The 13928-nt window shown below is 45.0% G+C and carries 14 protein-coding genes; 12 read left to right on the forward strand and 2 right to left on the reverse strand.

What is annotated here, in order from left to right; all coding sequences use genetic code 11:
• Positions 1-66 precede the first annotated feature (66 nt).
• Positions 67-267: a hypothetical protein gene (locus tag CWI81_RS10440; protein WP_006956255.1), complete on the reverse strand. Its 201-nt coding sequence runs from the start codon at positions 265-267 to the stop codon at positions 67-69.
• Positions 268-342: 75 nt separating this feature from the next.
• On the opposite strand from CWI81_RS10440, the gene CWI81_RS10445 reads away from it, so the two are divergent.
• The 9 genes from CWI81_RS10445 (at position 343) to CWI81_RS10485 (ending at position 6981) form a co-directional block, all read left to right on the forward strand.
• Positions 343-687, forward strand: a complete 345-nt coding sequence (locus CWI81_RS10445; protein ID WP_053954071.1) for a hypothetical protein — start codon at positions 343-345, stop codon at positions 685-687.
• 66 nt (positions 688-753) lie between these two features.
• Positions 754-1245, forward strand: a complete 492-nt coding sequence (locus tag CWI81_RS10450; RefSeq protein ID WP_126785261.1) for a DUF411 domain-containing protein — start codon at positions 754-756, stop codon at positions 1243-1245.
• 2 nt (positions 1246-1247) lie between these two features.
• Positions 1248-1466: a twin-arginine translocase TatA/TatE family subunit gene (gene tatA, locus CWI81_RS10455; protein ID WP_053954069.1), complete on the forward strand. Its 219-nt coding sequence runs from the start codon at positions 1248-1250 to the stop codon at positions 1464-1466.
• Positions 1456-3219 carry a copper resistance system multicopper oxidase gene (locus CWI81_RS10460; protein ID WP_053954068.1) on the forward strand — a complete coding sequence of 588 codons (1764 nt, stop codon included), beginning with the start codon at positions 1456-1458 and terminating at the stop codon, positions 3217-3219. Before tatA ends, CWI81_RS10460 begins: the two co-directional genes overlap by 11 nt.
• Positions 3220-3230: 11 nt before the next feature.
• Positions 3231-3974: a copper resistance protein B gene (locus CWI81_RS10465; protein WP_053954067.1), complete on the forward strand. Its 744-nt coding sequence runs from the start codon at positions 3231-3233 to the stop codon at positions 3972-3974.
• A gap of 27 nt (positions 3975-4001) precedes the next feature.
• On the forward strand, positions 4002-4352 hold the full coding sequence (locus CWI81_RS10470; protein ID WP_126785262.1) for a copper resistance CopC family protein: 351 nt from the start codon (positions 4002-4004) through the stop codon (positions 4350-4352).
• Positions 4349-5197: a copper resistance D family protein gene (locus CWI81_RS10475; RefSeq protein ID WP_241970420.1), complete on the forward strand. Its 849-nt coding sequence runs from the start codon at positions 4349-4351 to the stop codon at positions 5195-5197. The genes CWI81_RS10470 and CWI81_RS10475 overlap by 4 nt, the downstream gene beginning before the upstream one ends.
• Positions 5198-5214: 17 nt before the next feature.
• Positions 5215-5649, forward strand: coding sequence for a YybH family protein (locus tag CWI81_RS10480; RefSeq protein WP_006956244.1), 435 nt, complete (start codon positions 5215-5217; stop codon positions 5647-5649).
• Positions 5650-5670: 21 nt separating this feature from the next.
• Positions 5671-6981, forward strand: a complete 1311-nt coding sequence (locus tag CWI81_RS10485; RefSeq protein WP_126785263.1) for an APC family permease — start codon at positions 5671-5673, stop codon at positions 6979-6981.
• 26 nt (positions 6982-7007) lie between these two features.
• Here the strand turns inward: CWI81_RS10485 and CWI81_RS10490 are convergent, their stop codons facing one another.
• On the reverse strand, positions 7008-7754 hold the full coding sequence (locus tag CWI81_RS10490) for a MauE/DoxX family redox-associated membrane protein (RefSeq protein ID WP_126785264.1): 747 nt from the start codon (positions 7752-7754) through the stop codon (positions 7008-7010).
• A gap of 388 nt (positions 7755-8142) precedes the next feature.
• Between CWI81_RS10490 and CWI81_RS10495 the strand changes: the two genes are divergently transcribed.
• From CWI81_RS10495 to CWI81_RS10505, 3 genes are all read left to right on the forward strand, one after another.
• Positions 8143-10848, forward strand: a complete 2706-nt coding sequence (locus CWI81_RS10495) for a TonB-dependent receptor (RefSeq protein WP_126785265.1) — start codon at positions 8143-8145, stop codon at positions 10846-10848.
• A gap of 69 nt (positions 10849-10917) precedes the next feature.
• Positions 10918-11649: a PepSY domain-containing protein gene (locus CWI81_RS10500; protein WP_011234477.1), complete on the forward strand. Its 732-nt coding sequence runs from the start codon at positions 10918-10920 to the stop codon at positions 11647-11649.
• Positions 11646-13292, forward strand: coding sequence for a 2Fe-2S iron-sulfur cluster-binding protein (locus CWI81_RS10505; RefSeq protein ID WP_126785266.1), 1647 nt, complete (start codon positions 11646-11648; stop codon positions 13290-13292). The genes CWI81_RS10500 and CWI81_RS10505 overlap by 4 nt, the downstream gene beginning before the upstream one ends.
• Positions 13293-13928: the final 636 nt, after the last annotated feature.

Below are 13928 nucleotides of genomic sequence, written 5' to 3' on the forward strand. Positions count from 1 at the left end.
CCATAAATTCGTGCTTCTGATCAGAGATGAAAAGCTATACTTGTTGCTTTGGTTAAAGTGAATTAGCTATTTATCAACATTTTTCCATGGGCCGAACGCTATAAAGTAAAGAAGAATGATATTTGCGATAGGGATAACAATCAGAAGACCCAATGGACCAGGGTAGCCAACTCGTTGGCAGATACGCCATGCGGGAACAATAAAAATAGCTCCCACAATCAGCATCCATAGAAAGCCCATACCTGCGAACATTTCGTGATTCATCATTATCTGCTCCTTATTTGACATGCGTTAAAATGACGTTAGACTAAAGTTTATTAAATTGCAAAAAGCAGGGTGCTCGTGCTAATTCGAATTCTGTTATTAATGACAGTGCTATTGGTGTCGATGTCGTTTTCGCAAACGGCAGAAGCTCACGCATGTCATGATAACAGCCAAATGCAGCACAGCATGATGTACGAAGCCGACACAAACGATTGCGAGCATGAGACGCAAAAGCACAACTCGTGCTGTGCTGACATGACCATTCGGCATTGCTCCGGCGGCTCGGTTTTATTTGTCGGACAGTCTTCTTCGGTTAATGCCGCTGCAGTTAACCTCTCTGCCAAAGTCGATGCGCCCATCGACACCTCAATTCGTGCTAAACACGCGTCTAATTTATTCCGTCCCCCAATAATTACCGCTTAATAAGTTACTAGAAATTTAACACACGCTCGGCGTGTTTCCTTAAAACTTATTAATCGGTGAATAATTATGTCTATCAAACGCAATATCGCTGTTTTGGCGATGCTGTTTTCCGTGTCTGTATCTGCAACCGATGTAGAAGAGCAGCAACTAACCGTTCTAAAAGATCCCAACTGCGGTTGCTGTGAAAAGTGGTTACAAGCTTTACCCGATAGCTTTAGTGTGTCCGTACAACATCCGAACAACCTGACCCAACGAAAACGTGACTCCGGTATTAGTGCCGAGGTCCAATCCTGTCATACCGCTATTTCTAGTAATGGCTATGTCTTTGAGGGGCACGTTCCTCCTACATTGGTTTCTCATTATTTAGCTGGGAAAAAGTCAGCCAATGGCATTGGATTAACTGTTCCTGGCATGCCGGTAGGGTCTGTTGGTATGGAAATGGGTACTCGGTTTCAACCGTATACGGTCTATGAAATCAAAAAGGACGGTTCAATTACACCTTATAAGCAGATAGCAAGTTTAAAGCAGCAGCAAGCACTCTCAAATGGAGGGCTTTAGCTATGGGATTTGGCGGCATGAGTATGGTTCAGTTAGGAGTTTTACTGGTTATTGTCATTCTTCTTTTTGGTAGTAAAAAGCTACGAACCCTGGGCTCCGATCTTGGTAGTGCGATTAAAGGGTTTAAATCATCGGTTTCTGATGAGCCGTCTGATAAGGAACAGGACGTTCAACGTTATCAAAATTTAACCTCAAAAGAGGAGCGTCATAATGAGCAATGAGTTTAACAAAGGGCGTCGAAAGTTTATTAAATCTGCATTCACTGTGGCGTCTGCTTTAGCAATCGCCAAAGTAGCCCCAACTTGGGCTGCTCCTCAGGGACGCAGTTTTAAAGATCAGATCCTGACAAACGATGAGATTGATCTGACCATTGCAAAGTCCCCACTGCTCGTGGGAAATAAAGTAGGAGCACCAATAACCATCAATGGCCAAATGCCGGGCCCTTTGATTCGTTTAAAAGAAGGGCAGCGAGCAAAGCTAAATGTGACTAACCGGTTGTCGGAAGACACGTCAATTCACTGGCACGGAATTATATTGCCGGAGAATATGGATGGCGTGCCTGGCGTATCTTTCGAAGGGATAAAGCCAGGACGAACGTTCAAATACCGCTACGATGTCGAGCAAAACGGAACTTATTGGTATCACAGCCATTCCGGTTTGCAGGAGCAATTGGGACACCTGGGGCCGTTAGTGATTGAACCGAAAGACGGAGACATTGGTGCTGATCGAGAACATACCATTATTCTCAGCGACTGGACATTCGAAGATCCGGATACCGTGTTTCGTAACTTGAAAGTTGCGGAGGGGTACTATAACTATCAAAAACGTACGATATTTGAGACCTTCGAGGACGTGCGACAGCAAGGGTTAGAGAAAACCTGGAAGCAACGAGAAATGTGGGGGCAAATGCGAATGAGCCCCCGTGATATTGCGGATGTGACGGGCAGTACTTATACCTACCTGATGAATGGCCGCGATTCACAGATGAACTGGTCAGCATTGTTTAAGCCTGGTGAAAAAGTACGCCTGCGTATCATTAATGGTTCGGCAATGAGTTTCTTCGACGTAAGAATCCCTGGATTGGAGATGACGGTAGTGGCCGCTGACGGGCAGCCTGTGAAGCCAGTGCCAGTTGACGAGTTCCGCATTGGTGTGGCGGAAACCTACGATGTAATTGTCCAGCCTAAGCAAAACAAGCCTTACACTATTTATGCTGAGAGCTTTGATCGAAGTGGTTATGTCAGAGGTACATTAACGCCGGAACTTGGTCTTGAGGCTGAAGTGCCTGAACTACGGCAAGTTCCTGAGCGAGGCATGGCCGCTATGGGCATGGGAGCGATGGCGATGTCCGGTGATATGAAAGGCAATAGCATGAATATGAAGCATATGGGCGGCAATAACAGCCATATGACGCATAAAATGACACACAAAAAAGAGCTCCCGGTCGAAAACATTAAAATCAAACACCGTGAGTCCGGACATGGCGCCGGGGCGGCTATGATTGCTACAAACCCGGTAAGCCGTTTGCATGAACCCGGGATTGGATTGGAAGACGTTGATCATAAAGTCTTAGTGTATACCGACTTGGTCGGCGCGCATGAATGGCCGGATACGCGGGAGCCCGAACGACAGATAGAGCTGCACTTAACGGGTAATATGGAGCGTTACATGTGGTCTTTCGACGGGAAGAAGTTTACCGAAGTGGATGGCCCGGTTCAGTTTCATCATGGAGAACGACTGAGGTTGGTGATGGTAAACGATACGATGATGGACCACCCCATACACCTACACGGTATGTGGATGGAACTTGAAAACGGACAGTATCCACGCCCACGCAAACATACGATTAGCCTGAAGCCGAGCGAAAAAGTGTCGTTATTGATAACGGCAGACGCGCCGGGTAGTTGGGCGTTCCACTGTCACCTGTTGTATCACATGAAAGCGGGTATGTTCCGTGTGGTCAATGTCGCATAAGGAGGACAATTATGTACGGTAAATCATTATTAGTGGGTGCGGCGTTGTTGCCAGGTTTAGCAGTCGCCGGACATGCGAAAGAGGACTGGCCTGAACCCGTCAAAGAATATTACACCGGGCAAGTACTGTTCGATCGGTTGGAGTTAACGCGAACCAACGAGGAAGAGAACCTAGCCGTCTGGGACATGATGGCTTGGTATGGCGGTGACTATCACCGAGCTGTTTTCAAGAGTGAAGGGGAGAATGTTCAAGACGACGGTGAGCCCACTGACTTGGAAAGTGCCGAACTGCTGTATGGATACTTGGTGTCTCCGTTTTGGTCGTTTCAGGCCGGTATTGGTACGCGAGGTACCTTATCGTCGGACGCGTCTATGGAAAATTATGCTGTCGTGAGTTTTATGGGGTTGGCGCCCTATTGGTTCGAAATGGATAACTCGCTGATGGTGAATGAAGAAGGCGACGTCCAATTTGTTAGCGAAACTGAGTACGAGTGGCAGCTCACACAAACATCGTACTTACAGCCTCGCATTGAGTTTACAGCCAACCTGACAGATTCAGACAAATATGAACGGCAAAGTGGCTTGAGCAACTTGCGTGTGGGGTTGCGTTATCGTCACGAAATCAGTCGTGAGTTTGCACCCTACATTGGTGTTTATTGGAACGGCGCGTTAGGCAACACGGCAGATGAAATGAAACGAATGGGTGAGGACACCACAGAAACAGGCGTGGTCTTAGGGGCCAGAGTTTGGTTTTAATGGATGATAAAACAAAGAGGAAACAACATGAGAAACTTATTTAAATTAGCATTCGCCACCGCTTTATTTTTTAGTGCATGGGCCAACGCCCATGTCGGCATGACATCCAGTAGCCCGGAAGACGGTGCGACTTTGTCGGAGTCACCGGCGGAAATTACGATGAATTTTTCCGGTGATGTTCGCCTGGCTAAAATTATGCTGCACTCAGACGACGGTAAGATGCACCCGTTGGACTTTTCTATGAGTATGACACCTAAAGCAGCGTACGAAATTACTGTTAAAAACAACCTGCCGTCAGGTGGTTACACGGTTTACTGGACAGCTATGGGTGGGGACAGTCATAAAATCTCGGGTGATTTTAGCTTTGAGGTGAAATGATGACCTTTTGGAGTGTGGCCAGTGTTTTAACGCTGGCCTTCATATTCTGGCTCAATGCGGTGATGACGGCCTCGCCTTATATCGTTTATTTGTCCGGTTTAAAAAAGCAGTCTGAACGAAAGAATAGCGTTGCTGCGTTGCTTTTATTGCTAGCAAGCCTTCTGTATTTTTTTCTAAAAGTTGGTAGTTTTGCTGCAGAAGGGCTTGCTGGAATGGCCGACTCGACATATATGCAATTTATATGGGCTGGTCCTGTTGGGTTGTTCATGCAACTTCAGATAGCGGTTGCTATTGCTTGGATTGTTTACTCCGTTGTTAAGCTAAAACGTATAAAGTGGGTGCTATATGTTGTCGCCATTGGACTCATGGGATGGAGCTTTTTAAGTATTGGTCACGGCAGTGACGCCGTCTGGTGGGGAAAGCTAGCGCTTTTAACACACTTGTTAGTCGCTTGGGTTTGGTTCGGCAGTCTTAACTCATTGCGAAAGCTGGCAACGTCGGTACCGCTTGCTAAAGCGAAAGCCATTATGGAGCGTTTTGGTGTGCATATGTCTGCAGCGGTTCCAATACTCCTTATTGCGGGCTTGGTTATGTATCGTAGTGCAACAGGGCGATGGATGCCAGAGCTGCCGCTTACGTCGTATGACACGGTACTACTAGCGAAACTTGTGTTTGTGGCGCTGATTCTCCTTGTTGCCGCATTGCATAAATTAAAGTTCGTACCGCAATTAAATGATAACGCGGCCGCCAAGCGACTCAAAAACTCCATAACGGCGGAAATGGTATTGGCTGTCACTATTTTTACCCTGGCCTCTGCGCTAAGCAGCGCGTTTTCCCCTAGTTAATGTAAGGAATAATAAGAATGAAATTATTCATGAGTGTTTTTATGGTTTCGGTGCTGTTTATTTCAGCGCCTAGTAGTGCCGAGGAAGTATCTGAACCGACAGTTGTGCTTGATAGGTTTCGAACGGCTTTGACTGAAGGTGACACGGAAGTCGTTAAAGATGTGCTTTCCAATGATGTGTTTATCTTTGAAGGTGGTGGTGTTGAACGATCCTTGGCCGAGTACAGTGCTCATCACCTTAAGTCAGATATTAAGTTTAGCCAGGCGGTTCCTTCACAGTTGCTTGAAAGGACAGTACAAGAAGCCGATGGCCTTGCTGTGATCACTTCTCGGTATAGCGTTTCCGGGGAGTATAACGGGCGTGAGGTTGATTTAACGATGAATGAAACCGTAACCGTATCAAATACGACTGAGTCTGGCTGGAAAATTATCCGGATCCATTGGTCCAACTGAGTTCAATCACAGGAGCTGATTATGGCAGAACACGATCATGAACACGGACATCAGGATTATCAGAAAAGCAGCCTGAGTCTTTGGGGGGCGGTGTCGCTGGGGACTGGTGTGATGATTGGCGCTGGTATTTTTGCACTGACCGGACAAGTTGCTCAGCTGGCAAGAGAGTGGTTTGTCCTGGCGTTTGTGTGCGGCGGTATCATTGCCGGCTTTAGCGCTTACTCTTACGTTAAGTTGGCGAAAGCCTATCCGTCAGCGGGCGGTATTGCGATGTTCCTCAGTAAAGCTTATGGAAAAGGAAGTGTGACGGCGATATTCGCACTCTTGATGTACTTTTCTATGGTCATTAATGAAAGTCTAGTCGCTCGCACATTTGCGTCCTATACAAGCCAGTTAATTTCTTTTGAAGCGCAGTGGCTTATTCCGTTGTTGGCGGTTGGGTTGCTGCTCTTCGCATTTTTTATCAATATTTTGAGTAATCAGTTTATTCAAACGTTCTCGTTCTTTATGGCCTTTGTGAAGGCTTTAGGATTGGTGATTTTAGCCGCTGGTGGTTTGTGGGCTTCAGGCATTCAGTTTGAATCGATATCTGCTATTCCAGAAGAAGCTTCGGGTGGCGGTATTTTAGCGGGTATTGCTTTAAGCATACTTGCATACAAAGGGTTTACAACAATAACGAATAGTGGCGGTGAAATTGTTGAGCCTAAGAAGAACGTCGGGCGTGCCATTATTATTTCGCTGGTTATCTGCGCGCTAATATACGTTCTGGTCACTCTGGCGGTTGGCTCGAGCCTGTCCATAGATGAGATTGTGAAAGCGAAGGACTATGCGCTTGCTGAAGCAGCCAGACCCGTCTACGGTGAAACTGGACTCTGGGTGACGGTTGCGTTTGCAATTGTAGCAACGGTATCAGGAGTGATTGCCAGCGCGTTTGCCGTTTCAAGAATGTTAGCCATGTTGACCAATATGAAGCTTGTTCCACACAGTCATTTTGGCATGCCAGGTTCCATTCAGAAGCATACGCTGGTTTACACCATTGTTATGGCTATGATCTTAGCGGCATTCTTCGATTTGAGTCGAATTGCGTCACTGGGCGCTATTTTTTATATCGTGATGGACATTGCGATCCACTGGGGCGTATTACGGCATCTAAGGCAAAAGGTGAATGCCAATATTTACATACTTGTCAGCGCAATCACGCTAGACGTCATCGTTTTAGTCGCTTTTATATGGGTGAAATGGACGAGCGATCCGCTGGTGATTTGGGCGTCTCTTATCGGTATGGCATTGATTGCCGCTGGTGAGATTTTGTTTTTACGTAAAAAGCGTTAAGAAAAAGAGCGCATAGCGCTCTTTTTCTAGTTCATTGTAAAAAACATCCAGACAGCCATAGCGACCATCATGAGGTTTTCAGTGAGCGAAATGAAGCCTAACGGCACATTACTGGAGCCACCGACACAGGCACATTTTAGCTCGCGTTTGTCGACATAAACGGCTTTAAACACCGATATAGAGCCTACGATGCCGATGAATAATGCGACGGGTATGGATATGACATGGGCGAATTCGGCTGCCATTAACAGACCCGCCAAGCCTTCGGCATAGGGATATATACGGCCATAAGGCACCCATTTTTTGGCGAGAAGATCGTAATTGAGAAACATGGTAGAGAACTTCTCTACGTCCTGGAGTTTGAGCAAGGCCAGAACCACCATAGAGAAACTGATGAACCACTCGATGGTTTGTACGGTAAATACGCGACCAAAAGACAACCACGACGTGGCTACAGAGAGGAGTGCCGTCATAGTAAATAATGCAATAACGGGTCGGTAACTGGTTGCGTCAGGGTCAGGAAGAGGCTTTCCAAGAAAGGCTCGAACCTCCTCGTACCCACCGATACGTTTATCACCAATAAACACTTGTGGAGTGGTATCGACGTCGTGCTTTTCCTTGAATTTGTCGGTTTTTTGACGACTCTCTAACAGATTGTCGTCTACTTCGAAGCCATTGGCTTTAAGTAAGTGCCGGGTTTTTAGCCCAAAAGGGCACTGGTGATCAGGCGTTGACATTCTGTAAAGCGTAGCTTTTTGAGTTGACTGACTCATAGCCAAGTTCCTTACGTAAAAGTTATGTATTCATGTACGCATTATAGTCGGCAAAAGATTAAAAGCATCAATAATCAGAAGAGGGTAAAAATTCATTAAAAATGAAAAATTATTTTTATTTTGAAAAAAGTGGACAACTTTTTTTATTGCTTTTCTAGCTATCTTGAAGAGCTTATTTTAAAAGATTATTGATACATGAGGATAACTTAAAGTTGAATATACAACCTCTATAAGCTTTGCTATTAAAGGATTTTTTATACAACTTTAATCGTTTTTAGCTTGACTAAAATCCTAAGGTTTCTATTCTGAAGGTTGTATAAACAACTTAGATGGCAGTACGAAGTCTAATCGGAAAGTAAAATAATTATAATTTAATCGAGGTGACAAAATGCAAAAGTTATTTAAGTCTGCTGTCGCTATAGGCGTATCTGCGGCACTCTTTAATACAACAACCGTTTGGGCTCAGTCAGGGCCTGGTGATACTGAAGCCGAAAACGTTGAGAAAATCACGGTGACCGGTTCGCGAATTCAGCGAATCGAAGCCGAAAGTGCTGCTCCTGTTCAGGTTTTTACGGCGGAAGATATTGAAGTATCGGGAATGACCTCGGTAGAAATGATTTTACAGAGAATGTCAGCCTCCGCTGGTTTTGCTGGCAGTCAGAGCAATGCTTATTGGACAGGTAATGGCTACGGTACCGCTCAAGTTAATTTGCGTGGACTGGGCATTAACCGAACACTTGTGCTTCTGAATGGCCGCCGTGTTGTAAATGGTGGGACCGGTGCTAATAGTTCAGTCGACTTAAATATGATACCTGTCGAAATGATCCAACGTATCGAAGTACTGAAAGACGGCGCTTCAGCGATATACGGTGCGGATGCTGTAGCAGGTGTGGTCAACATCATCACTCGTAAAAGTTATGACGGCTTTACTATAGAAGGGCGCTTGGGCTCGACAGATGACGGTGAGGGCCAAGACCGTAAAGTTAACATGATCTTTGGCGCCAGCAGCGACAAAGGTCGCATAATGGCGACTCTAGGCTACCGTTCTTCCGATGAGGTCAATATGGCTGATCAAGCCGGCTGTGCTTTGGGTGAATTAACACCAGGCCAACTGGATTGCTTCGGGAGTTCAAGTACCATTGGGGGTAGAGCAACCATATTGACGGGGCCAAATGCTGGCGAACGGATTAATTTCAGTCAAGATGCGGACGGTAACGGGGACTTTTATGAACCCTACAGCTCTGAAAAACACAACTTTGCATTTTTTCCTTACCTAAATTCGGTTAACCCAATTACAAACTGGAATTTCTCCGCTTTCGGGGATTATCAACTGTCGCCAGATACGACGGTATTTACTGAAGTTTTATACAACAATCGAACATCCGATCAATTAGCGACACCCGGAACATTAAGAGGTATTGAGTTTGATGCCAGCCACCCAACAAACCCAACGGGTGAAACAATTCGACTTGAAGGTCGTCGCTTATTAGAAGGTGGACCAAGAACGTTCTTTCAAGATGTTAATACGTTCAGAACGGTCGTCGGCATGAATGGTGTTATTGGCTCAGGTTGGAACTGGGAAGTTGCTTATAACTATGGCCGTAATACAGCCATTGACGGCATGACCAATATAGTCAACATGCAGCGTCTATCTGCGGGTTTAGATCCGAATACTTGTGGCTCCAACGGCATTCCTTGTATTGACTTGCTGGGGTACGGTGACCTGTCTCAAGAAGCTTTGGACTACATTATGTTTCGGACGACTGACAACGGTGGTAATGAGCAGCGTTCATTGACAGCAAATATTTCCGGAGACTTATTCGAAATGCCTTCTGGATGGGTTCCTGTCGCTTTTGGTGTTGAACACCGTAAAGAGAAAGGTTGGCGAAACCCGGACTCATCAATTGTCGCTGGTATTATGAATACTAACCAAGCAGATCCTATTGAGGGAAGCTATACGGTCGATGAGGTGTATGGTGAAACTTCGTTACCTTTATTAGCTGACTTACCGTTGGTTCAATCTTTAAACTTAGATTTAGCATACCGTTATAGTGACTATGACACCTTTGGTAGTGATGGGAACTACAAAGCGAGTGTTCACTGGCGTGTATCTGATGCTTTGAAAGTGCGTGCGACTCAGTCAACTGCTTTTCGGATCCCGAACATACCTGAACTCTTTGGTGGTGTTGCTGAAGGAAACCTGACAACAACGGATCCGTGTGACGGATGGGATCAAGCCGGTGCTAATCCAACTGTGGCGGCAAATTGCCAAGCAGATGGTGTCCCTGCAGGGTATGAACAATTTGGTGCAACCGTGCTTACCACTGTTGGCGGGAACCCTGATTTAAAACCGGAAGACGCAGATACTTTTACTGCTGGTTTTGTATGGGATATTGGTTCGGCGGACAATTTACAATTGACGGTTGATTACTACGATATTGATATTGAGAATGCTATCCAAAGGATTCCCGGTTCAACGAAGCTGTCTGTCTGCTATAACTCAGAAAATTTATCGCACCCATTTTGCAGTCCAGAGCACTTTACGAGAGACTCTTTAACTGGCGATATTGACTTTTTGTCTGCTCAACCCACCAATGCCGCAACTGAAAATGTATCGGGTATCGATACCGCTTTATTTTATAACACCGAGCTACTGGGTTGGAAAAGTGACTTCAGTTGGAATGTCAGTTACTTAAATGAGTATACATTTGCGCCTTTTGTTGGTGCGGATGAAATTGAGTATGCCGGGTTCATCACCGGAGGCAGAGGAAGTTATACGCATTGGCGTTCAAATGCTTCGGGAACCTTTATGAAGCAGGATTGGCGCATACATTATTCAGTGCAATATATAGGGGCTGCTGACGACATTAATGCCGCTCCAGAAGATATTGGAGCCCGCGCACCGAGCGTCTTTTACCATAATGTTCAAGGCACTTATTTCATAAATTCCGATTTGAGTGTGACGGGTGGCGTTAATAATCTTTTCGACAAAGAGCCGCCTTATATTCAAAGCTGGACGGACGCAAATACTGACACTATGACTTACGACTTATTAGGTCGTCAGTTGTACTTGAAGGTACGTTACAGCTTTTGATTAGTGAACTGGCTGTCGCTTTTCCCTGGGAGTGGCAGCCTTTTTATATGAAATTTGAGGTAGGACGACATGTCGGAAAAAAAACGTTCGAGTCAATGGAGAGTCTGGCACCGCTGGTTATCTTTGGTTTTTGGCTTGCAAATGGTCATTTGGACAATAAGTGGTGCTTACATGGTGTTCTTCGACTTGGATTATATTCACGGAGATCACTTAGTTCAGGATGTTAGTCAGCCTTTACCTGAAGGTACTGAGGTATCAGATTTAGATAAGTTATTAACGCGTTATCCTGAAACTGAAAAAGCCTCACTAGAGGCTCGCAGACTAGATGGTAAGCTACAGCCAGTATACAAGTTAAAAAGTGATAAAGGTGAGTTTTTGGTTAATGCAAAATCGTTAGAGCGCATTGAAATAACTCAGCATCATATTGAAGACTTGGCCAACCGATACTACGCACAAGAGAGTGCAGACATTGAATCCGTTGTTTATATGACGGATAACCCACCAACTGAAATTAGTGAAACTTTGTTGCCAGTATGGCAAGTGAACTACGATGACTTTGGTAATACCAGCCTTTACTTGTCTGAAACAACGGGTGATTTGCTCGTAAAACGACACACTTTCTGGCGTGGTTTCGACATTGTCTGGATGCTACACATAATGGACTACGATGAACGTGTGGATATAGAAACGTGGTGGTTAAAAGCCTTTATTATCGGTACATTTATTTTAATGATAACGGGCATTGTTTTGCTCCTTTATACCATAACGTTTAAAAGAAGACCGATCGGAGGTGCCCAATGATAAGGTTTATACAATGGCTTCATCGTTGGGTGAGTTTAATTTTAGTTATTCAGGTCGCTTTGTGGCTAGTGAGTGGTTTCTTTTTCAGTATAACTGGCCATCATGGAATGTCGGGTCATCAATACATGGTCTCCGAAAACTCTAAGCCGCCTCTTAAAAAATTAGCAACTCAGGTCGACTTTACTGAAATGTACCAAAGGTTTCCATCAGCACATTTAATTGAACTGGTAAGTGTTGCTGGGGTTGGTCAGTATCAAGTGACATTGGCAGATGGAAGTGTCCTGTATTTCAACGCTAACACAAACGAAAACTGGTCTACCGGTGAGGCTTTGGCAACCCAATTAGCGCTCAGTAGCTATAATGGTCCGGGTCACGTCGAAGCGGTTGAAAGAGTCATGGGAAGCGATGAAGTGAATGGCTGGGAAGCTTCGGGGTTTCGCATTGATATTAAAGATGATCTTAATACTCGGATATACATCGATGAAGCCTCATCTCAGGTAGTGGAGCATCGCAATACACCATGGACAATAGCTGACTGGGCATTTCGTCTGCATTTTATGGATTACACTGGTGGCCGAAGCTTTAATCATTTATTGATTTGGAGTGCCGGGTTATTCGCTCTTTGGTTTTCGTTATCCGGGCTAATTCTTTTAGGCCGAAATATTACTAACGGTGACTTTAATCCAAATCGGAAAAAAACATGGCTAGAATACTTTCAACAGAAAGGGAAACCAATTGCCAGCAGCTGTGGTGGAGGTGGAACTTGTGGATTATGTAAAGTAACACTACAAGGCAGCGATATACCTAGTCCTAAAGCCGCTGAAAAAGCGTTATTGAGCGCCAATGAATTAGACGCGGGGATGCGGTTATCTTGCCAACACAGAACCTCAACAAATTATGAAGTAAAGTTACATAATGAGGGGGTTAGTGATATAGCTTTAACACTCGATTCAAAGCGTCAACTGACTCCATCCATTATGGAGCTTACCTTTGTGAGTTCAGAGCCCGTTAATTATGAAGCCGGGCAGTTTATGCAGTTTCGTATTCCACACTTAAACGAAATATTGTCACGACATTACTCTGTTGCTACGCGGCCTCAACCGACTCGATTTGTGTTTAACGTACGACAACTGCCCTCGCCAAGTGAAGGGGTGCCCCCAGGCATCGGTTCAAACTACTTGTGTAATTTAGAGCCTGGCGCTCATGTCGATGCTATTGGACCATTTGGTGACTTTCAGCTGACGAAACAAAATAATCACACGCAAGTCTTTATCGGAGGCGGCGCGGGTATTGCACCGTTGAGAGCGTTAATACAAAGTGAATTAGCAGCAGGCTCTCCTCGTCGCTGTATCTTTTTTTACGGCGCACGATATGAAAAAGAGCTCTGTTATAGGGATGAGTTCGAAAGAGATGAGCGGTTAAATTATATACCGGTACTTTCAGAGGTTGCTAAATCAGATGCGTGGGCCGGGCACACTGGCTTTGTGCACGAAACTGCAATGAAATGGTTGGCAGATGAAAACAAAGACACATTGGACGTTTACGTGTGTGGTCCTCCACCAATGCTGAAAGCGACGTTAGAGTCTCTTGCTGACTTTGGCGTTCCGCGAGAACAAGTAAGGTTCGATGACTTTGGTATTTAGAGCTTGAAAGCGCCTGAGTTAGCAATAAATCTGGGTGGTGATGTAGAAGTCGTATCACCACCTGGGTTGACTACCTCGTTATGGGTACTTCCTTTAATTGATTGATCTTTATCAGCCAAAAGAGATACACTTCAAGCATGTTTTTACAGTAAAGCTTCGCATGTATCGTTTAATCATTGCCCTACTGCTATTAGCAGTAACAACAATGTCATTTTCACAAACTATCAGTACGGAAAAGGCATGTATGCACGATCCTACTGAGCAAGTTTGCGATCTTGCAGATTGCGAAGTGTCACATTCTCTTACCGATAACTGTTGCTCTGATTCAATGATGCGTCATTGTTACAGCCCGTCAATTACTGTCGTTTATTCTGAGCAATCCACCGTTCCGCCTATTGAGAAGCTGGTTTTTAACGCTTCCTCATTCTTAGATACGAATATTAAAGAAAAGCACTCTCTCTCGCTATTTCGGCCCCCAATCTACTCTTAAAAAGTACTAAATTTCTCGACCTGGTGCGCCTATCTTCCAGGTAAAAACACAGCTTTAAGCTTTGGCTCGGTCATTGTAGTTATGATTTCGCTAGTAACCCTAGTTACGCTCTAACTCATAGCCTGGTCTGTGTTTAATTTAAAAAT

Origin of the sequence: Idiomarina seosinensis, assembly GCF_003987275.1 — a bacterium.
GTDB classification, from domain to species: domain Bacteria; phylum Pseudomonadota; class Gammaproteobacteria; order Enterobacterales; family Alteromonadaceae; genus Idiomarina; species Idiomarina seosinensis.